At 58.9% G+C, this 19,307-nt stretch carries 19 protein-coding genes; 3 read left to right on the top strand and 16 right to left on the bottom strand.

Annotated elements, in window-relative coordinates; genetic code table 11:
* Positions 1-20: 20 nt before the first annotated feature.
* The 13 genes from BLQ98_RS08585 to BLQ98_RS08525 all read right to left on the bottom strand — a co-directional run bounded on the left by BLQ98_RS08585 (position 21) and on the right by BLQ98_RS08525 (position 13,340).
* On the bottom strand, positions 21-725 hold the full coding sequence (locus tag BLQ98_RS08585; RefSeq protein WP_093732938.1) for an ABC transporter ATP-binding protein: 705 nt from the start codon (positions 723-725) through the stop codon (positions 21-23).
* On the bottom strand, positions 725-1,486 hold the full coding sequence (locus BLQ98_RS08580; protein WP_093732937.1) for an ABC transporter ATP-binding protein: 762 nt from the start codon (positions 1,484-1,486) through the stop codon (positions 725-727). Before BLQ98_RS08580 ends, BLQ98_RS08585 begins: the two co-directional genes overlap by 1 nt.
* Positions 1,483-2,823, bottom strand: coding sequence for a branched-chain amino acid ABC transporter permease (locus BLQ98_RS08575; RefSeq protein ID WP_093732936.1), 1,341 nt, complete (start codon positions 2,821-2,823; stop codon positions 1,483-1,485). The genes BLQ98_RS08580 and BLQ98_RS08575 overlap by 4 nt, the downstream gene beginning before the upstream one ends.
* On the bottom strand, positions 2,820-3,776 hold the full coding sequence (locus tag BLQ98_RS08570; protein WP_093732935.1) for a branched-chain amino acid ABC transporter permease: 957 nt from the start codon (positions 3,774-3,776) through the stop codon (positions 2,820-2,822). Before BLQ98_RS08570 ends, BLQ98_RS08575 begins: the two co-directional genes overlap by 4 nt.
* A 78-nt stretch (positions 3,777-3,854) precedes the next feature.
* On the bottom strand, positions 3,855-5,102 hold the full coding sequence (locus tag BLQ98_RS08565) for a branched-chain amino acid ABC transporter substrate-binding protein (protein ID WP_093732934.1): 1,248 nt from the start codon (positions 5,100-5,102) through the stop codon (positions 3,855-3,857).
* Positions 5,103-5,562: 460 nt separating this feature from the next.
* On the bottom strand, positions 5,563-6,360 hold the full coding sequence (locus BLQ98_RS08560) for an IclR family transcriptional regulator (RefSeq protein ID WP_093732933.1): 798 nt from the start codon (positions 6,358-6,360) through the stop codon (positions 5,563-5,565).
* A 1-nt stretch (position 6,361) separates the two neighbouring features.
* Positions 6,362-7,393 carry a phosphotransferase family protein gene (locus tag BLQ98_RS08555; protein ID WP_093732932.1) on the bottom strand — a complete coding sequence of 344 codons (1,032 nt, stop codon included), beginning with the start codon at positions 7,391-7,393 and terminating at the stop codon, positions 6,362-6,364.
* Positions 7,394-7,405: 12 nt separating this feature from the next.
* Positions 7,406-8,053 (bottom strand): histidine phosphatase family protein, encoded by a 648-nt coding sequence (locus tag BLQ98_RS08550; protein ID WP_093732931.1) that lies wholly within the window; start codon positions 8,051-8,053, stop codon positions 7,406-7,408.
* A 6-nt stretch (positions 8,054-8,059) separates the two neighbouring features.
* The gene (locus tag BLQ98_RS08545; protein WP_093732930.1) at positions 8,060-9,256 is read right to left on the bottom strand and encodes an acetyl-CoA C-acyltransferase; all 1,197 of its coding nucleotides are present in this window, start codon (positions 9,254-9,256) and stop codon (positions 8,060-8,062) included.
* A 27-nt stretch (positions 9,257-9,283) separates the two neighbouring features.
* Positions 9,284-10,210 carry an SDR family NAD(P)-dependent oxidoreductase gene (locus BLQ98_RS08540; RefSeq protein ID WP_093732929.1) on the bottom strand — a complete coding sequence of 309 codons (927 nt, stop codon included), beginning with the start codon at positions 10,208-10,210 and terminating at the stop codon, positions 9,284-9,286.
* A gap of 9 nt (positions 10,211-10,219) precedes the next feature.
* On the bottom strand, positions 10,220-11,041 hold the full coding sequence (locus BLQ98_RS08535; protein WP_093732928.1) for an SDR family oxidoreductase: 822 nt from the start codon (positions 11,039-11,041) through the stop codon (positions 10,220-10,222).
* Between the two features lie 3 nt (positions 11,042-11,044).
* Positions 11,045-12,160: an acyl-CoA dehydrogenase family protein gene (locus BLQ98_RS08530; protein WP_244148397.1), complete on the bottom strand. Its 1,116-nt coding sequence runs from the start codon at positions 12,158-12,160 to the stop codon at positions 11,045-11,047.
* A 4-nt stretch (positions 12,161-12,164) separates the two neighbouring features.
* Positions 12,165-13,340, bottom strand: a complete 1,176-nt coding sequence (locus BLQ98_RS08525) for an acyl-CoA dehydrogenase family protein (protein WP_093732926.1) — start codon at positions 13,338-13,340, stop codon at positions 12,165-12,167.
* 125 nt (positions 13,341-13,465) lie between these two features.
* Between BLQ98_RS08525 and BLQ98_RS08520 the strand changes: the two genes are divergently transcribed.
* The 3 genes from BLQ98_RS08520 to BLQ98_RS08510 are packed head-to-tail and all read left to right on the top strand — an operon-like array spanning position 13,466 to position 15,971.
* A complete protein-coding gene (locus tag BLQ98_RS08520) occupies positions 13,466-14,464 on the top strand; it encodes an NADPH:quinone oxidoreductase family protein (protein ID WP_093732925.1) in 999 nt (332 codons plus the stop codon).
* Between the two features lie 18 nt (positions 14,465-14,482).
* On the top strand, positions 14,483-15,487 hold the full coding sequence (locus BLQ98_RS08515) for an NADP-dependent oxidoreductase (protein ID WP_093732924.1): 1,005 nt from the start codon (positions 14,483-14,485) through the stop codon (positions 15,485-15,487).
* 13 nt (positions 15,488-15,500) lie between these two features.
* Positions 15,501-15,971 carry a MaoC family dehydratase gene (locus BLQ98_RS08510; RefSeq protein ID WP_093732923.1) on the top strand — a complete coding sequence of 157 codons (471 nt, stop codon included), beginning with the start codon at positions 15,501-15,503 and terminating at the stop codon, positions 15,969-15,971.
* Positions 15,972-16,039: 68 nt separating this feature from the next.
* Here the strand turns inward: BLQ98_RS08510 and BLQ98_RS08505 are convergent, their stop codons facing one another.
* Genes BLQ98_RS08505 through BLQ98_RS08495 form a run of 3 tightly spaced genes read right to left on the bottom strand, consistent with a single transcriptional unit; the run spans position 16,040 to position 19,288 of the window.
* Positions 16,040-16,645 carry an Isoquinoline 1-oxidoreductase subunit gene (locus tag BLQ98_RS08505; protein ID WP_093732922.1) on the bottom strand — a complete coding sequence of 202 codons (606 nt, stop codon included), beginning with the start codon at positions 16,643-16,645 and terminating at the stop codon, positions 16,040-16,042.
* 3 nt (positions 16,646-16,648) lie between these two features.
* On the bottom strand, positions 16,649-18,826 hold the full coding sequence (locus BLQ98_RS08500; protein ID WP_093732921.1) for a xanthine dehydrogenase family protein molybdopterin-binding subunit: 2,178 nt from the start codon (positions 18,824-18,826) through the stop codon (positions 16,649-16,651).
* A 3-nt stretch (positions 18,827-18,829) separates the two neighbouring features.
* Positions 18,830-19,288: a (2Fe-2S)-binding protein gene (locus tag BLQ98_RS08495; protein ID WP_093732920.1), complete on the bottom strand. Its 459-nt coding sequence runs from the start codon at positions 19,286-19,288 to the stop codon at positions 18,830-18,832.
* Positions 19,289-19,307 lie beyond the last annotated feature (19 nt).

Here is a 19,307-nt window from a genome sequence, read left to right as displayed (position 1 = left end):
TTAGGGTCTGACGTACGTGATCAGACCTCAAGCCATTCCTTGCGCACGTCATCACGCTGGCGCAATTCAGCCGGCGTGCCCTCATAGACCACCTGACCATGCCCCATGACATAGACCCGATCCGCGATGTCCATCGCGATCGACAGTTTCTGTTCCACCAGCAGGGTAGAGATCCCGCGGTTGGCGATCTCTTTGAGCACCTCGGCGACCTTCTGCACCATCTGCGGTGACAGGCCTTCGGTGGGTTCGTCGATCATGACAAGATCGGGGTCGCCCATCAATGTCCGGCACATGGTCAACATCTGCTGCTCCCCGCCCGACAGCACCGACGCTTCGACGTCGGCGCGGCGATCAAGGTTTTCGAACATGTCGAACATCGCCTGCATGGACCAACGCCCCGCACCATCCTTTTGACCGGGCTTCAGACCCAGCGTCAGGTTTTGTCGCGTGGTGAGGCCGGGGAAGATGTCGCGGTTTTCGGGCACATAGCCGATCCCCATATTAGCGATCTGGAACGCTTTCTTGCCGCTGATTTCCTGCCCCTGAAACTTGACCGATCCTTTTGGTTCGACCTCGCCCATGATGGCCTTGCAGGTGGTCGATCTGCCGACCCCGTTGCGCCCCAAAAGCGCGACGATCTCGCCCTCGTTTACCTTCAGGTTCACCCCCTGAAGGATGTGAGATTTGCCGTAGAAGGCGTGCATATCCGTGACTTCGAGCATCATTAGTGTTCTGCCTCCAATGCGGCGCCCAGATAGGCTTCTTGTACGCGGGCGTCTGCACGCACGTCTGCGGGTTTTCCGGTGGCGATGATTTCGCCATAGACCAGCACCGAAATCCGGTCGGCCAGACCAAAGACCACGCTCATGTCATGTTCCACCATGATCAGCGTCTTGCCTGCGGTGACCTTGAGGATCAGGTCGGTAATATAGTCGGTTTCCGTGTTGCTCATCCCCGCTGTTGGTTCATCCAGCATGATGACATCAGCCCCGCCCGCGATGGTGATCCCGATCTCAAGCGCACGCTGTTCGGCGTAAGACAGGGTGCCCGCGGGCAGGTTGCGCCGTTCCAGCAGGTTGATCTGGTCAAGGATGCGGTCCGCGCCCTCGGTCAGTTCGCGGGACCGGTTCACCAGATTCCAGAAGCTGTATTTATAGCCCTGCGACCACAAGAGCGCGCAGCGCACGTTTTCAAACACGGTCATTGCCGGAAAGATGTTGGTGATCTGGAACGAGCGGCTTAGCCCCTTGCGGTTGATCTGGAAGGGTTCGAGCCCGGCCAGATCCTCGCCGTGCAGCTTTACCGTTCCAGCCGAGGGCGCAAACCGTGCGGTGATCAGGTTGAACAGCGTCGATTTACCCGCGCCGTTCGGCCCGATCACGGCGTGGCGTTCTGCCTTGCCGATGCTTAGATCGATGCCTCGGATGATCTCGGCCTTGCCAAAGCTTTTCTTGAGGCCAGTCAGTTCAAGTGCGGGTGTGCTCATGACGCGCCTCCTGCTGTGGTTGCTTCACTCCATGCTTCTCTCAGTGCGGGTGCTGTGACTTTGGCGATGCCAAGCCCGATCAGCGTTATCGCACCCGCCACCAGCCACGGCATCAGGGTGTGGCTGTCGAAGGTGGTCCAGAAGACGGTCATTTCGTTGTCACCCGTAGCGCCATGACGATAGTGGAACGTCATCTCGACCAAGGCGGCTAGCCCCATCAAACCAATCGCAGCGGGAAGTAGCGTCATGAGATAAGGTTTAATCAACGATGATGCCTTGCCCAGCTTGAACACAGGCACATGCATCATCAGAAGACCTGCCAGACCACCGGGGAAGAACATCACCGTGGATAGGAACAGAATGCCTGCGTAAAAGGCCCACAGCTCGGTCGACAGGCTGAGAACGGTTTGCAGCAGGGTAAAGGCGATGGCTCCGATGATCGGGCCGAAGAAGAACCCGACGCCGCCCAGGAAGGTCACCAGCAGGATAATCCCCGAAGAGGCCGTGTTCAGGTTCTCCTCGGTCAGGATTTCGTAGTTGATGGCAAACAGACCACCCGACACGCCAGCAAAGAAGCCCGAAGCGACAAAGCTATAGAACCGGACCCACCGAGAGGAATAGCCCAGAAACTCTGCCCGTTCGGGGTTGTCACGCACTGCGTTTGCCATGCGACCCACGGGTGTGCGGCTCCAGAGGTACATCAGCGCGGCAGAGACCACGACCCATCCCGCAGTCAGGTAGTAAACCTCGATCTGCTGCAGGAATTCGACGCCAAAGAAGGGTTGCGCATAGGTACGGTCGCCGCTGACGCCCTCTTCGCCACCAAAGAACGCGACGATGATGACGGAACAGGCGGCGATCAATTCGCCCACACCCAGCGAGATCATGGCGAATACTGTGCCCGCGTTGCGGGTCGAAAACGCACCGACAATCATTGCCAGCCCCATGCCGAACAACCCGCCAAACACCGGCAGGATCACCAGCGGGATGGTCGAGAAGAAATCAGACATGTTCATGATGTGCATACAGGCAAAGCCTCCCACACCAGCATAGACCGCATGACCGAAGGACAGCATGCCCCCCTGCCCGAGCAGCATGTTATAGGCCAGCGCAAAGACGATTGTGATCGACATCTGGTTCATGATCGTCAGTGCCGAATTGTTGGTAAACACCATCGGCAAAATGGCCAGCACAACAGAGGCGATGACCCAAGGGGCCAGTGTCAGCACCAGCGAACCTGACCGCATACGCTGCGCGGGTTTGGACGGGTCCGTGGTGATCTGCTCTTCGGGGCGGGCGCCTTTGGGAATATCGGTTCTTGGATCTGAAACTGTCATGAGCTGCGCTTTCCGAAAAGACCTGCCGGGCGGAAGATGAGGATCAGCACCATCAGGATATAGGGCAAGATGTCGGCGATCTGCGGGCTGGTGAGGCTCCAGAAGTCGCGGAATATGCTGTCATCCAGGCTCTCGGGTTTAGAGATGCCAAGGCCGGTCAGGATATTCTCCATCTCGATGTTGTAGGATTTGGCGAAAGTGGTGATCCAGCCGATCAACAGCGACGCGATCAACGCCCCCCACAGCGACCCGAGGCCGCCGATCACGATGGTCACAAACACGATCGACCCAAGCACAAACGCCATCCCTGGGAAGGTCCCAAGCACGGGTCCAGCAATTACACCGGCCACACCGGCCAGCGCTGTGCCAACCCCGAACACGCCCATAAAGATCAGAGGCACATTGTGGCCCAAGGCTTCGACCGTGCGCGGATAGCTCAGTGCCGCCTGAATAATCATGCCGACGCGGGTTTTGGTCAGCACGTAAAGCAGCCCGATGAAGATGCTGATCGAGATGAAGATCATGAAAATTTTATAAGCGGGGATAGAGTTCCCCGAGATCGCAAACGCGGTAAAGTTCAACGCGTCAGGAACAGAATAGGGCAGTTGGTTCTTGCCCCAGATAAATTGCACCAGTTCTTCGATCAACAGCGCCAGACCAAAGGTAAAGATTAGCTCGGGCACGTGCCCGTATTGGTGAACGCGGCGCAGGCCGTAGCGTTCAACACCGGCCCCCAGCACCCCTACAACAAGCGGCGCGATCAGAAGCCCCATCCAGAACCCAAGCGCGATGCTGATCTGGTAAGCGAAATAGGCGCCTAGCATATAAAAGCTGGCGTGAGCGAAGTTCAAAACGCCCATCATCGAAAAGATAAGGGTCAGACCGGCGGAAAGCATGAACAACAGCAATCCAGTAACCAGCCCGTCGATGAGGTTGACGAGAATGAGGTCCATGAGGCCCCTCCAGTAGTGTGGTGGCAAGGTGCAAAAGGGGTCCGCCTGCACACGCAGACGGACCCGAGAAAAATCGCCTTATTCGGGGCGTTTCATCTCGCAGGTTGTCGGGCTGTCCATCGACGCCATTTCGACGGTCGATTCAGTCACGACACCAAACCCGGACTGATCATAGTCAAAGTCCAGATTGTCGTTCGTGTGGACGCCGACATGCATGTCCTGAATGATCTGGTGATCTTGGGGACGCATGAACAGTTTGCCACCCCACATGCTGTCGTATTCCATGCCTTCCAGCTTGCTTGCCACGGCGACCACATCTGTGGCGGAGCCCGCTTCGGTGATGGCTTGGGCCAGCATGCCGATGGTATTGAAGATACGGCTTTGGTCAATGTTGCCGTCCGGATATTTCTCGAGGAACGCGTTGTAGGTTTCGCGTGCTTCTTCCGTGGCGATCGGGTTGATGCTGCCCTGAGAGATCAGGCGGATCTTGTCTTTACCGCTTTCACCAAAGGCGGCGGTGATGCCGGAACCCGCAGCGTAGTAGGTATAGATCGGACCTTCGAAACCGTTGTCGATGATCGCCTTACCAATGCCCAGCATGTCTGCGCCCCAGTTACCGGTGATCACAGCATCCGCGCCAGAGGAAACGACTTTGCGCGCATAAGGCGTAAAGTCTTTTACCTTGCCAATGGGGTGCAGTTCGTCACCGACGACTTCGATGCCGTCACCTTTCGCGCCCAGCATTTCATTGGCGGCTGCAGACACAGCTTTACCAAAGGAATAGTCCTGCCCGATGATGTAGACCTTCTTGATGCTGTCGTCCTGAACGATCACATCCGTCAACGCATCCATCTTGATGTCGGAATTGGCGTCGAAACGGAAATGCCAGAAGTTGCATTTGTCATTGGTCAGCGCAGGGTCAACAGCGGCGTAGTTCAGGAACAGAACACGGCTGTCGGGGTTGCGGCGGTTGTGCTTGTCGATGGCTTCGGTCAAGGCGTTCGCAACGCCAGAGGAGTTGCCCTGAACGACATAACGAGCGCCTTGGTCAATCGCGACCTGCAGCTGAATAAGGGATTCTTTGGGGCTGATCTTGTTATCGAAGGCCAGCACTTCCATTTGCTGGCCATCCAGCAAACCACCTTTGTCGTTCACCATGTAGTCAGCCGCGAATTCGAACTGATGCAAACCGTTTGTACCGGTGCTTGCGAATGGACCGGACAGCGGATCAATGAACGCGATTTTGATATTTTCGGCAAAGGCTGCGCTCGCGCCAATGACCAAAGAAAGCGCGGAAACCGCGCCGTACTTAGCGATATTTTTCATTTCAATCCTCCCAAGGACGGCCCGGCGCTTTTTGCGTTTTTTAGAATGCCAGACCTTGGAAAGAGCCTTGCATAATGCGGTTTATTGTCAAGCGCCTCTATTCATAAGTTGCGAGGCGATACCGTTCTTCATGCCATATCTTGCGTGACAGAAGGCGTTTGAAGTCCAACGCAGCTGAGGTTGCGACGGGAATTTTCTCAACAGGCGTGCAAATAACGTGTTGATACTAAATAGATAAATTAATCGTGCATTTCTTGGCAGCACACGCCGAATTGTAAGGCTGCCTGACAAGTGTCCGCCAAAAGCTCGCGCAACTTTTTTTCGACAAAACGATCTAATCCTGACAAATGTCATGGCCTGCGCACGCTGTAAAAATGCAGCGGACGGCATGCGGGTAAATTAGCTCACACCGCAATCTATACGTTTGGACAAGTTGATTCCCCCGCGTACGGGGGGTGGCCTAGAACCGGATGCTGATTGCCTGTGCGGCATCCGCCAAAAGCTGTGCATAGGTCGTCTCTAGCTGTCGCTTTTTGACGTGAAATGCCGGACCGCCGACGTTCAGCCCGTAAACCTGCGAACCGTTCGGCGAAAACACAGGCACCGCTATGCCGTTCACATCGGGGCGCCAGTCACCATAGCTGGAGCAGAACCCTTTGTCCGCAAACTCTGCTACTGCGTTGTCATAGCTGTCACGCGCGCGGGCCTCGAATTCTGGACCTTCCGCGGCAGCCCAGCGAAAGGCGCGGTCGCGGGAGTCGTCTTTCATGCCCATAAGAATCGCCCGACCGATGGCTGAATCAAACAACGGCAGACGCGACCCGACGCGAATTTGCAGCGCCACATCCTCGCGCGAGCGTTTGGTCGCGATATAGACGACATCCAGCCGGTGCACTTCGCCAATGGCGATCGTGACATAGGAATTGGGCCCGTCGCGCAGCTTGCGCATCTCATCCTGCGCACGGTCGCCGATCTCCATGCTGGACAGCACACCAAAGCCAAGCTGGAGCACACCGGCACCCAGCCGATATGTGCCTGTGCGGGCTTCGGCGACGAGGTAGTCCAGCTCGACCAGCGTATGGGTCAGACGCGATACTGTCGCCTTGGGCAGCCCTGTCCGTTCGGAGAAATCCGTGTTGGTCAGGGCCGTTTCATTTTCCCGAAAGCAGCGCAACACATCCAGCCCGCGGGCAAGCGCCGTGACAAAGTTTCTGTCCTTCGTCTCTGCCGGATCTGTTGCGAACTCGTTGGGGGCCATCTTATTTGCCTTCCAACGCTTTAAGCCCGTTTTCCGCAAATACCGGCACATAGGCACCGACCTTCATCGCGCGTTCGGGGTTGGAGGCATTGCCGTCCAGCGCACGTTTCAGCACGCCCTGAATGATCCCCGCCATGCGGAAGAAGCAGAACGCAAGGTAGAAGCCAAAGTTGTCGATCCCTTCCAACCCGCGGCGTTCGCAGTATTTCGCGATGAATTCAGCATCGGTCGGCACGCCAAGCGCTGCGCGGTCCTCTCCGCCAAAGCCGCGCCCTTCGGTGCCCGCGGGCATCTGCCATTGCATGATTACGGCGGCAAGGTCGGCGTAAGGATGGCCAATGGTCGACAGTTCCCAGTCCAGAATGGCCAAGCAATTGGTGCCGTCTTTTTCGAACATCATATTGTCGATGCGATAGTCGCCATGCACCAGCGTGCGCTGCCCGTCGTCTTCTGGGATGCTCGCGGTCAGCTTTTCGATCAGCTGATTCATCGCCGGCAGGTCTTCGGTCTCGGAGGCGCGGTACTGTTTGGTCCAGCGCGCGACCTGACGTTCATAGTAGTTGCCGGGAGGGCCATAGTCCGACAGGCCAACTGCATCGATATCCACATCGTGCAAAGCCGCCAACACGCGGTTCATCTCGTCGATGACACCGGCGCGGCCTGCCTTGTCCATCTCGGGCATGCGCGGGTCCATAAAGTTGCGCCCGTCGATGTGGTCCATGATATAGAAGGCCGACCCGATGACATCGTCATCTTCGCACAGCAGGTGCATTTTCGACACCGGCACATCGGTATCCTGCAACGCTTTTTGCACGCGGAACTCACGATCAACCGCATGGGCGGATTTCAACAGAACCCCCGGCGGCTTGCGGCGTAGCACATAGTTGCGCGACGGGGTTTTCAACAAGAAGGTCGGGTTCGATTGCCCCGCCTGAAACTTAGAGACCTCAAGCGGGCCTTCAAAGCCCTCAAGGTGTTTTTCCAGATAGGCGCTGACCTTTGGAATATCGAGTGTCTGGGTGTCTGTGCTCATGGCTACCGTTCCTTAACTATAGGTCAGCATGCCAGCGGTCTGGGCTGACATCAGATGCGGGGTCGCGTTGAATTCATGCAAGAAAAACGCGGACTTGGTGAAGACGAATTTGGTAATTGATGTGTTCTTGATTTGCAGGTTCAAGGTCATCATCATTTTGTGCGGTGCCCCGAGGGATGCAGCTGTAAGCTGTCCGATCACGCCGCCCGAGCTCACGGCCAGCACACGCTCGGCCCCTTCGGCACAGGCGATCAGGCGGGCGGCTTCTACGCGGTTGGTAAAACTGCCCCAAGTTTCGGCTGGGCCTTCGATTTCGTCGGCCTGCCACTGAAAAACGGTCTCGCGCAGGGTACGAAAATGTACCTTGCGGTCGCCTTTTACCAGATCCGGAACGGCCCCTTTATAGCGCGCGTTCAGCAAGTCCTGGAAATCATATTCATTCAGCCCGGGGTGTGTATCGCCTGCCTCGAATCCCATCGAGGCAAGCGTTTCTTTCTGGCGGGTCAGGGTGCCGGTGATCGTACGGTCCGGCACCCAACCTGTATCGCGAAGCAACTGGCCAACGGCCTCGGATTGCCGGTGCCCAAGGTCCGACAGCTTGTCGTAGTTGTCAGCCCCAAAGGACGCCTGACCGTGACGTATGACCAGTAGCTCTCCCATAGCGGTTTACAGAACCTCGAAGAGGCCAGCAGCGCCCATGCCGCCACCGACACACATGGTGCAGACAACATATTTGGCACCGCGACGCTTGCCTTCGATCAGCGCGTGGCCAACCATGCGCGCGCCCGACATGCCGTAGGGGTGACCGATCGAAATCGCGCCGCCGTCCACGTTCAACAGCTCGTCCGGGATGCCCAGCTTGTCGCGCGAGGCGATAACCTGGCAGGCGAAGGCTTCGTTCAATTCCCACAGACCGATGTCCTCGATCTTCAGCCCATGCGCTTCCAGCAGCTTTGGCACGGCATAGATCGGACCGATACCCATCTCGTCAGGCTCGCAGCCTGCGGCCATCACACCAACGTAGCGGCCCAGTGGCTGAAGACCGCGGCGTTCGGCTTCCTTGGCTTCCATGACCACGGCGGCAGATGCGCCATCGGAGAGCTGCGAGGCGTTACCCGCGGTGATGAACTTGCCTTCGGGCAGGTGGATACCGTCTTTGAACACAGGCTTCAGACCTGCAAGGCTTTCGGCCGTGGTGCCAGGACGGTTGCCCTCATCTTTTTCCAACGTAACTTCGTGCTTGGAAATCTCTTTGGTGGCTTTGTCCTGAACCATCATTGTGGTGGTCATTCCGACGATCTCGTCGTCAAAACGGCCCGCCTGCTGCGCTTGGTGCGTCAGCTCTTGGCTGCGTGCTGCGTATTCGTCTTGCGCTTCGCGGCTGACGTTATAGCGCTCGGCCACGTTTTCAGCTGTTTCCAGCATGGTCATATAGATTTCGGGCTTGTTCTGCTTGAGCCAAGGGTCGGCGCTGACGCGCATCTCTGGTGTTTGCACCATGGAAATGCTGTCGACGCCGCCGCCGATGACAATATCCATGCCGTCGGTGATAACCTGCTTGGCCGCGGTGGCAATTGCCATCATGCCCGAGGCACACTGACGGTCCAGCGACATGCCTGCAACGGTCACCGGCAGACCCGCGCGAATGGCGGCTTGACGTGCAATGTTGCCCGCCTGATGGCCCTGTTGCAATGCCGACCCGATAACGCAGTCAGAGATTTCCGACCCGTCAAGCCCGGCGCGCTTCACGGCGTGCTCGATGGCGTGCGCGGCAAGCGCTTGTGGTGTGGTTGCGTTGAACGCACCGCGATAGGCTTTGCCGATCGGGGTACGGGCTGTGGATACGATTACTGCGTCACGCATGGTGATCTCCCTTTGAAATTTCGTCTGTTAGCCCCAATCCAGATCAAGACCTTGGGCCTTGGCTGAATTGAGAGCGTATTTCTTCGTTTGACTAAAGGCATCGGTCAGCTCTTGCTGGCCTGTCTCGTCGGTGATTTTGTCGAAAGCGGATGCGACACCTTCAGGGGTATTCTCGTCGCCGGTCAAGGTCACGCCTTCCGTTTCGTAAATACGGGTTTGAGCGAACCCGCCTGCCCCTGCCCCAAGGATCACGCGGCTGGGGCCGTCCTCGCTGACGAGGTACAGCAGGCCGGGGGTGATGGTTTCAGGCGCCAGCAACGCCTGCGCCTGTTCGGGCAGCAGGTCGGCGGTCATCCGTGTGGCCGCTGTGGGGGCAAGCGTGTTGACGCGGATATTGTCGCGCGCGCCTTCCAGATGCAGCACGTTCATCAGCCCCATCATCGCCGCTTTGGCCGCGCCATAGTTGGACTGGCCAAAGTTGCCATACAGCCCCGACGCCGAGGATGTCAGCACAATGCGCCCGTATTTTTGTTGGCGCATGATCGGCCAGCAGGCATGGGTCACATTCGCAGACCCGATCAGATGCACGTCGACGACCTTGCGGAAATCCGACATCTCCATTTTCGAGAACGTTTTGTCCCGTAAGATGCCTGCGTTGTTCACCACAATGTCGATGCGGCCCCAGGCGTCCATGACCTGTGCGACCATATCCTTGACGCCTGCCTCGTCCGACACATCGCAGCCATGCGCCATCGCCTCGCCGCCCGCGTCGCGGATTTCTTGCGCGACCGCTTCGGCAGCAGCCGAGGATGCCCCCTGCCCGTCGGTTGTCACCCCTAGATCATTGACCATAACCTTGGCACCGCGTGCCGCGAGACCAAGCGCATGGCTGCGCCCCAGTCCCGTGCCTGCGCCGGTAACAATGGCCACGCGATTGTCAAAACGAATTTCCATCATCGCCCCTTAGTGCAGTGCTTGTTCAAAGATGTTAGGCCCGCTCATCACATTGATACCGCCGCTGACAGGCACCACGGCACCTGTGATATAGGCCCCGCCCTTGCCGCATAGAAACAGCATGCAGCCCGCGATATCCGTATCGGTCCCGACGCGGCGCAAGGGCACGTCGTCGCCCACCTTGCTGCGCATGCCTTCGTCATGGGTCGCAAAAGCGGTCATGCGCGATACGAAAGGTCCGGGGGCCAATGCATTCACCGTGATTGCATCGCCCGCCAGTTCCTTGGCAAGGATCTTGCTCAGGTGGATCACCGCGGCCTTCGAGGCAGAATAGCTGTAGGCACCGTCGCCCATCTCGCGTTCACCCATCACCGACCCGACATTCACCACCCGCGCCGGATCTTCGATCGTCGCGTTTACCTTAAGCAGCGGCAGCAGCTTTTGCGTCAGATCGAACAGACCCGCGACATTCACGTCCATGACCTTGCCCCAGGCCTTGAACGGAAAGTCACCCAAAGGTGCGCCCCAAGTGATACCCGCGTTGTTCATCAAAATATCGAGGCTCTGGGTGCGTTCCTTCACGGCTGCAACCATCGCGTCGACACCTTCTTCGGTGCCTACATCGCCCGCGAACCCCTCGGCTGAGCCAGAGGCCCCGAGCGCGTTCAGCTCTTTCGCTACGGCTTCGCAGGCCTCGCCCTTACGGCTGGCGATCAACACGCGGGCACCGGCGCGCACCAGCGCCTCGGCCGCCATCCGGCCAATCCCGGTCGCCCCGCCTGTGACCAGCGCGGTTTTGCCCTCGAGCCCGAAAAGTGTCTGAATATCCATGACTTAGAATCCTCTGTGCTTGGCAACTTGGGCGGCGTGATAGCCGTAGTCCCCCAGCCATTCGGCGCCAACGCGGGCGCGCTTCATGTAAAATCCGATGTCGAAAGCATCGGTCATGCCGATCCCGCCGTGCATCTGTACCCCTTCGATCACCGCCAGCTTGGCCGTCGATGTCGCGCGGGCCTTGGCGAGCGATACAGCCATGGTGACATTATCGGGATCTTCGTCGAGCTTGCGCCCCGCGTGCAACACGGCAGAGGCGGTGACTTCGATCTCGCACCACAAGTGGGCGGCGCGGTGTTGCAAGGCTTGGAAAGTGCCGATCAACGTGCCGAATTGTTTGCGCTCTTTCAGATACCCAACGGTCATCCCGAACGCCCCCGCAGCGACGCCGGCCATTTCAGCGGCCAGTGCGGCCTGTCCTGCCTCTATCGCGGGTTTGAGCACGGTCATGGCGTCATCGACCTGACCCAGCACATCATCGCCCGTCGCTTCGACATTGTCGAAGTCGATCCGCGCAGAATCGCGTGCGTCGATCATGTTCTGCGCATTGCGCGTGATGCCTGCACGGTCTGCGGGAATGTCGAACAGGGTCAACCCATTGTCGGTCTTGGCCAGCACCAGCAACCGGTCTGCCAAGGCACCATCGACGACAAAGGTCTTCTTGCCCGTCAGGCGGAAACCGTTGCCTTCGGATGTGGCAACCATCGCGGTGGCGTTTGGGTCAAACTTCGATGTCTCATCCACCGCCAGCGCATAAGTCGCGTCACCGCTGGCAATCTTGGCGAGTGCAGCTTCGGCGCGCGCGTCGCTGACGTTGCGCAGGGCTGTTGCGGCGATCACCGCTGTCGAAAGAAAGGGGCTCACGGCCAGCGTCTTGCCCATTTCTTGCGCCAGAATTCCCGCAGCAGCATGGCCCATATCGACACCACCTGCGCTTTCAGGAACCAGCACACCGGCCCATCCCATCGCGGCCATCTCTTTCCACATCTTGGCGTCATACGTTTTGCCCGCATCGCGCAGGTCGCGGAATGCTTTGACGGGGGCGGATTTATCAAGGAAACCGCGCGCTGCGTCGACCAGCATGGTTTCGTCTTCTGTCAATACTAATTTTACCATGATCTTACCCCGGAAGCCCAAGCACGCGGCGGGAGATAATGCTCAGCATCACCTCGCTTGTGCCGCCTTCGATTGAATTGGCCTTAGTGCGCAGCCAGTCCGCCGGGCGGTTGCCCAACGGCCCGTCCCATTCCAGCGCATCGCTGCCGCCAGCGGCCATCAGCAATTCATGGCGCTGCATGTTCAGCTCTGTGCCCATGTATTTCAGCATCGCGGACGCATTGCCTGCGCCAGTGCCTGCTTCGGCTTGGTCTTTGTAGCGTTCAAGCGTGAGCCCAATGGCAAGCGCGTCAACCTCGCAGCGCATCGCGTCAGCGCGCAGCACGGTGTCCATCTCTTGCCCTTCGGCCAAAGATTCGTTCAGCACCGCACCAAGTGCGCGACCGCCCGAAAGGCCCTGCCCCCCGCCCGAGATCATCTCGCGCTCGTGGGTCAGCAGATATTTTGCAACATCCCAACCGCGGTTCTCTTCGCCAACGATGCGGTCCTTGGGCACCTTCACATTGGTAAAGAACGTTTCGCAGAACACGGACGCACCGGAAATCAGTTTGATCGGGCGGGTTTCGACGCCGTCGTCTTCCATGTCGATCAGCAGAAAGGAAATGCCGTTATGCTTGGATGCATCACGATCCGTGCGGATCAGCGCAAAAATCCAGTCGGCTTTGTCGGCATAAGAGGTCCATATTTTCTGGCCGTTCACCAGCCAATGGTCGCCCTTGTCTTCGCCCTTGGTCTGGACACTGGCCAGATCCGACCCTGCCCCTGGCTCGGAATAGCCCTGACACCAGCGGACTTCACCACGTGCGATCGGGGGCAAATAATGCAGTTTCTGCTCATGCGTGCCAAAGTGCAGCAAGGCGGGCCCAAGCATCCAGATACCAAAGCTTTGCAACGGGTTGCGCGCCTCGATCCGGTCCATCTCTTCTTTGAAAATCTTTTCTTGCGCGCGGTTCATCCCTGCCCCGCCGTATTCGACGGGCCATGTGGGCACGGTATAGCCCTTGGACGCGGCGCGCTCTAACCAGACGCGTTGCGCGTCGGATTCGAACTCAAAATTCTTGCCACCCCAGCATATCGATGCTTCACTCGGCTCACCGCCGCGCATTTCGGCTGGGCAGTTTGCCTCAAGCCAATCGCGCAACTCCGCGCGGAAACCCTCCAGTTCCTGTTCGGACTGCATCTTATCTCCCCCCTCGTTTTGCGAACTCCAATTCCGCACTGCAAAATTGCATTTCGAAATTCGATTGACAAGACAGTTTCTGAACGCGCCTATTGCTTTGCAAATTCTAGAGGAGGAAAGACCCGATGAAAGCCATGCTTAGCACTGCCCCCGGCGGCCCCGAAACACTGGAACTGACCGAGCTACCACAGCCCGAACCCAAGAAAGGTCAGGTCCGAATCCGTGTGCGTGCGGCGGGGCTGAACTTCCCTGACACCTTGATTATCAAGGATCTTTACCAGATGAAGCCGCAACGCCCCTTTGCCCCAGGTGGTGAAGTTGCCGGCGATGTGGACGCCGTGGGAGAGGGCGTTTCCAACGTTACAGTCGGCGACCGCGTGCTGGCAATGACCGGCTTTGGCGGCTTTGCGACAGACATCATTGTTGACGCGGAAAGGGTCATGAAGATCCCCGACGCGATGCCATATGACGAAGCGTCATGTCTGGTTCTGACCTATGGGACCTCACATCACGCCCTAAAAAACCGGGCCGAAATCCAGCCCGGCGAATCTTTGCTGATCATGGGCGCTGCGGGTGGTGTCGGTGCCGCCGCGATCGAACTGGCCAAAGCTTCGGGCGTGCGGGTCATCGCCGCGGTATCGTCGGAAGAAAAAGCGCAGTTCTGTCGTGATTTAGGCGCCGATGAAACGATCATCTATAGCCGCGACATGGATGACCGCGCCACGCAAAAAGCCTTCTCGGACGAGATCAAGAAGCTGTCGGGCGGCGAAGGCGTCGATGTGGTCTATGACGCCGTCGGCGGTGCCTATGCAGAACCCGCTGTGCGCGCGCTGGCCTGGAAAGGCCGCTATCTGGTCGTAGGCTTCCCCGCTGGCATCCCCAAAATCCCACTGAACCTGACGTTGCTGAAAGGCTCGCAGATCATGGGTGTTTTCTGGGGCGCGCATACGGCACGTGAACCCAAGGTACATGCCGAAAACATGGCCGATCTGTTCCGCATGTATGCTGACGGTCAGATCAAACCGCGCATCTCGGCCCGCTTCCCGCTGGAGAAAGCCGCCGACGCGCTGAACCTGATGCAAGACCGCAAGGTGCAGGGCAAAGTCGTTTTGGATGTTCAATAATCAGGAAGGACAACCAAAATGACCAACACACAAATTGTTATCGCAGAGCTGCCCAGCGATTCGCTGACAGCTGAGCACTTCAGGCAGACCACAGCTGATATGCCCGTAGCGGGCGACGGTCAGGTGCTGCTCAAGGTGATCCTGATGTCCATCGACGCGGCCAACCGGTCGTGGATGAAGGGGGCCACCTACCGCGCCGCTGTAAATGCGGGCGACGCCATGCCGACCTATGCCATCTGCGAAGTCGTCGAAAGCAACAGCGACCGTCTGGCCGTGGGCGATATCGTCGCGTCCGAGGCGACTTGGTCGAACTTTGTCGTCGCCGATGCGCGCAAATGCGAGAAGCTGCCAAAGGTGCCGCAGTTGTCGAACCTGATGTCCGTCTACGGCATCGCGGGCAAAACCGCCTATCACGGGCTGATCTCGGTCGGGCAACCGGTCGCGGGTGAAACCGTGCTGGTGTCGGCAGCCGCAGGGTCGGTCGGTGGCTATGTCGGCCAGATCGCCAAGGCGCTTGGCTGTCGGGTCGTGGGCATCGCCGGTGGGGCGGAAAAATGCAAATGGGTGACGGAAGAATTGGGCTTTGACGCCTGCATCGACTACCGTGCCCCCGGCATGTCCAAAGCCCTGCGCGCTGCCTGCCCCGACGGCGTGGATGTCTATTTCGACAACGTCGGTGGCACCGTGCTCGAGGCGGCGTTGTTTGCGATGAACGAAAAGGGCCGCATCGTCTGCTGTGGTGCTGTCAGCCAGTATGACACGGAAACCCCCACCGGCCCGCGCAACCTGCCCGGTTTGGTCGTGGTCAAACGTCTGCGGATGGAGGGGTTCATCGTGATGGACTGGACCCAGAACGACGCCAAGGCGCTGCGCGCGTTGCAGACCTGGGTCGATGCGGGGCAGATCAAGGTAACCGAAGATATCATCGACGGACTGGAAAACGCGCCACAGGCGTTGATCGGTCTGCTGGCCGGTGAAAACAAAGGTAAGCGCATGGTGCGTGTTGCCGCTGACCCATCCTGAAGGAGCATTACCAATGTCTGCACTGAAAGAGGCGTTTGCCCATAGTGAAACGCTGATCGGGACCGAGGTCGGTGTCTCTGATTGGATCACGGTGGATCAAGAGATGATCGACCAATTCGCCAAAACCACCCATGATATGCAGTGGATCCACATCGACCCTGAACGCGCGGCGGCGGAAACACCCTTTGGCGGGACCATCGCGCACGGGTTCCTGACCCTGTCGCTCGCCAGCCGCTTTGCCTATGATTGCTTTAATATGATGCCCGGACAGGTGATGGGCATCAACTATGGCATGAACAAGCTGCGGTTTCTGACACCGGTCAAAGCGGGCTCTCGCCTGCGGGGGCGGTTTACGCTGCAAAAGGTCACGGCGCGCAACGCCACCGATATGCTGCGCGAGAACCTGCTAACGATCGAGATCGAAGGCGTTGAGACACCCGCGATGGTGGCCGAATGGCTTGGGCTGGCTGTTTTTAAAGACTAATTGTTCACAACCAGAACGACAAAGGGCCGCGCATCCCTGCGCGGCCCTTTGCTTTCGTGGAGCGCGGATTACCCCGCGGGGCAGGCTGCACCCGTCTCGATCCAGGCTTTGGTCAGCTCGCCAAATATCTCCTGACTGCCCGGTGCGGGCTCGCGTCCCTCGCCCGGATGCCATCCCCAACCGACCAGACCGTCTTCGGCGTTATGCTCGTGCAGCTCTTCCAGCGTCTTGCCACCATTGCGTTCCTCGTCCTTGATCTGGGCACAAATCTCGGCGGCGGATTTACCAACCCAACCCATTTCGATAGGCGCTAACTGCCAAGGCGTATGGCCGGGAATAGACCCGCCCCCTGCGGCAAAGGTAAAGTTTTGTTCACCGTGGCAGGTGGTGCAGCGCATGCCCGGCGCACCAAAGTCCGCCTCTCCGCGCACAACGGGGGGCTCGTGCATCTGCATATCCATCCCTTGGCGGGGGGAGTTATCGACGGGGTGACAGTTCAGGCAGCGCGGATGTCCGATCACCACCATCATTTCCTCGAACAGCGCGGTGGAGCGTTCGGCCTCCCCTTCGATGGCATCAAACTCGTTGACGGTGCGCAAACCGTTGACGGTTTCCGCCATAACAGGGCCCGCCATCAGCGCAGTGATGGCCATGATGTTCAGCGTATTTTTCATGACTTACACTCCTACGGATTTGCTAAAGGGCAGTTTGGTGACAGCCTGCCCCGTCAGGGCGCGCCATGCATTTGCGACGGCTGGTCCTACGGGCGGCAGACCGGGTTCGCCGATGCCGGTGGGGTCATTGTCGCTTTGGATGATGGCGACTTCTACCTCGGGCATCTCGTTGATGCGCAGCATGCGGTAGGTGTCAAAGTTGCGTTCAACGATGGTGCCGCCCTCGCCAAGGGTGACCTCGTCGAACAGCACCGAGCCCAGACCATAGCCGGCCCCACCTTCGATCTGCGCACGGATGACATTGGGGTTCACGGCGACACCACAGTCGACGGCGCACCAGATCTTATGCACCTTGGGGAAACCGCCTTGATCCGACACTTCGACGATCTGGGCCACATAGGTATTAAAGCTTTCGTGCACGGCGACGCCGTAGGCACGATCCCCCTTGACCTTGGTACCGTCCCAGCCCGCAAGCTCGGCCACTTTTTCCAATACGCCACGGTCGCGACCGGCGTCGCCTTTCATCAGGTCCAGACGCCCCTGAACGGGGTCTTTGCCCCCTGCTTCAAGCAGTTGATCGAGGAAAACTTCGGTCGCATAGCCGGTGTGCGAATGCCCGACAGAACGCCACCAAAGCACCGACACGGGGCTGTCTTGCCGGACCCAATCCACCTTGAGCGCAGGCAGATCATATGGCATTTTCGTCGCGCCCTCATAAGAGGTCGGGTCCATGCCGTCTTTCATCATCGCTTCCATCGGACCACCGGCCATGATGGACTGGTTCACCACCACGTCATGCCACCCGACGATATTGCCGTCTGCGTCCAAGCCGCCCTTCATCTTGTGCACGGTCAGCGGACGATAATAGCCGCCGGTCATGTCATCTTCGCGCGTCCAAAGTAGCTTCCACGCGCCGTTGCCGCCTGCGGCTTTCGCGATCTCGGCGACTTCAGCGGCGACATGGGCCGTAGGCTGCGCACGGCGACCAAAGCTGCCGCCCGCGAACATTACGTTGATCTGCACATCTGACGGATTGATCCCCAAGGTGGCTGCCAGCGTCGGCTTATCGAGCGACGGGAACTGCGAGCCCATCCAGAGTTCGGCCTTGCCATCGGTCATTTCAAGAACAGCATCCAGCGGCTCGAGCGCGGCATGGGCAAGATAGGGGAAGTGGAATTCTGCCTCGATCACCTGCACGGCCCCGTCGATCCCCGCCATAGCATCGCCAACCTCTTCCGCGGCACGGCCGCCTTCGGCAGCGGCACGCGAGAAATCCGCATAGATTTGCTCGCTCGACCGCGTTTCGGCCTTGCTGTCATCCCACGTCACGCGCAACGCCTCGCGCCCCTTGAGCGCGGCACCGGTGTTCTTGGCATAGACCGCGACCCCATGCGGGATTTCACGCACCGCGATCACGCCCGCGACCTTCAGTGCGTCGGTATCGTCAAAGCTGGCCACGACAGCGCCCATCTTGTCGGGGTGGGCGACGACGACGGTCTCCATTCCGTCGCGGTACACATCCATCGTGTATTCCGCTTTGCCGGTCGTCTTGGCGTGGGTATCCAGCTTGGGCACATCGGTCCCGATCAGGATAAAATCCTTGGCCTGCTTCAACTTGGGCTCCGCAGGTGCCGTCATAGTCGCGGCTTTCTCAGCGAAGGCACCAAAGCCCGCTTCGGTGCCCTTGGCGTGAGAAATGCGCCCCTTTGACACAGTAATTTCAGACGCGGGCACGCCCCATTCGGCGGCGGCAGCATCCACCAGCATCGCGCGCGCAGCCGCGCCGGCTTTGCGCATCTGCATATAGCTGTTCGCCATCGCGGTGGATCCGCCTGTCCCCTGCAATCCGAACAAGGAATTGGCATAAAGTTCATCATTGGCCGGTGCACTTTCGGCGCGCATCTGCGACCAGTCGGCGTCCAACTCTTCGGCCACCAAGGTCGCGAGACCGGTGTTTGGCCCCTGACCGAATTCGATATGCTTGATCAGCACCGTCACCGTGTCATCCGGCGCGACGCGGACAAATGCGTTTGGTGCGAAGGTAGCCGGATCAGCCGACGGATCAAAAGCGGTCGCGGCACCGGATTGGGCGCGTGATTTTTCCGGCAGAACAACACCGATCACCAGACCGGCAGAAGCGGTTGACAGAAAGCCGCGACGGGAAAGCTTTGAAGTGTTCATGGCTTAACCCTCCAGCTCTTTGGCGGCGTTCTTGATCGCGGCGCGGATACGGACATAGGTGGCGCAGCGGCAGATATTGCCGGCCATCGCATTGTCGATCTCCTCGTCCGTGGGGTTGGGGATCTCGCGCAGCAGGGCCGTGGCGCTCATGACCTGTCCGGATTGACACCAACCGCACTGGGGTACGTCAATCGCTTCCCATGCGGCCTGTACGGCGCGCGCTTCGCGACCTTCGACCGCTTCGATGGTGGTCACATAAGACCCCTCGACCATCGAGATTGGGGTGACACAGCTGCGACGTGTCATACCGTTCAGCTCGACGGTGCAGGCACCGCATTGGGCGATGCCACAGCCAAATTTCGTCCCAGTCAGCCGCATCTCATCGCGCAGCACCCACAAAAGGGGCGTGTCGTCGGGCGCGTCAACGCTTACCTCTTTGCCGTTCAGGGTAAAGTTGATCATGCTGGCTATTCCTTCAAAC

The organism is Sulfitobacter litoralis, assembly GCF_900103185.1.
Taxonomy (GTDB): domain Bacteria; phylum Pseudomonadota; class Alphaproteobacteria; order Rhodobacterales; family Rhodobacteraceae; genus Sulfitobacter; species Sulfitobacter litoralis.
This window is presented reverse-complemented; position numbering and strand designations above follow the sequence as displayed.

Bases quoted from the DNA above. Each gene is read 5' to 3' on its own strand.
- BLQ98_RS08560 (WP_093732933.1), bottom strand. From the start codon at position 6,360: ATGGCCCCCAACGAGTTCGCAACAGATCCGGCAGAGACGAAGGACAGA.
- BLQ98_RS08495 (WP_093732920.1), bottom strand. From the start codon at position 19,288: ATGATCAACTTTACCCTGAACGGCAAAGAGGTAAGCGTTGACGCGCCC.
- BLQ98_RS08550 (WP_093732931.1), bottom strand. From the start codon at position 8,053: ATGGGAGAGCTACTGGTCATACGTCACGGTCAGGCGTCCTTTGGGGCT.
- BLQ98_RS08580 (WP_093732937.1), bottom strand. From the start codon at position 1,486: ATGAGCACACCCGCACTTGAACTGACTGGCCTCAAGAAAAGCTTTGGC.
- BLQ98_RS08570 (WP_093732935.1), bottom strand. From the start codon at position 3,776: ATGGACCTCATTCTCGTCAACCTCATCGACGGGCTGGTTACTGGATTG.
- BLQ98_RS08575 (WP_093732936.1), bottom strand. From the start codon at position 2,823: ATGACAGTTTCAGATCCAAGAACCGATATTCCCAAAGGCGCCCGCCCC.
- BLQ98_RS08555 (WP_093732932.1), bottom strand. From the start codon at position 7,393: ATGAGCACAGACACCCAGACACTCGATATTCCAAAGGTCAGCGCCTAT.
- BLQ98_RS08505 (WP_093732922.1), bottom strand. From the start codon at position 16,645: ATGAAAAATACGCTGAACATCATGGCCATCACTGCGCTGATGGCGGGC.
- BLQ98_RS08545 (WP_093732930.1), bottom strand. From the start codon at position 9,256: ATGCGTGACGCAGTAATCGTATCCACAGCCCGTACCCCGATCGGCAAA.
- BLQ98_RS08520 (WP_093732925.1), top strand. From the start codon at position 13,466: ATGAAAGCCATGCTTAGCACTGCCCCCGGCGGCCCCGAAACACTGGAA.
- BLQ98_RS08565 (WP_093732934.1), bottom strand. From the start codon at position 5,102: ATGAAAAATATCGCTAAGTACGGCGCGGTTTCCGCGCTTTCTTTGGTC.
- BLQ98_RS08585 (WP_093732938.1), bottom strand. From the start codon at position 725: ATGATGCTCGAAGTCACGGATATGCACGCCTTCTACGGCAAATCTCAC.
- BLQ98_RS08525 (WP_093732926.1), bottom strand. From the start codon at position 13,340: ATGCAGTCCGAACAGGAACTGGAGGGTTTCCGCGCGGAGTTGCGCGAT.
- BLQ98_RS08515 (WP_093732924.1), top strand. From the start codon at position 14,483: ATGACCAACACACAAATTGTTATCGCAGAGCTGCCCAGCGATTCGCTG.
- BLQ98_RS08530 (WP_244148397.1), bottom strand. From the start codon at position 12,160: ATGGTAAAATTAGTATTGACAGAAGACGAAACCATGCTGGTCGACGCA.
- BLQ98_RS08540 (WP_093732929.1), bottom strand. From the start codon at position 10,210: ATGGAAATTCGTTTTGACAATCGCGTGGCCATTGTTACCGGCGCAGGC.
- BLQ98_RS08535 (WP_093732928.1), bottom strand. From the start codon at position 11,041: ATGGATATTCAGACACTTTTCGGGCTCGAGGGCAAAACCGCGCTGGTC.
- BLQ98_RS08510 (WP_093732923.1), top strand. From the start codon at position 15,501: ATGTCTGCACTGAAAGAGGCGTTTGCCCATAGTGAAACGCTGATCGGG.
- BLQ98_RS08500 (WP_093732921.1), bottom strand. From the start codon at position 18,826: ATGAACACTTCAAAGCTTTCCCGTCGCGGCTTTCTGTCAACCGCTTCT.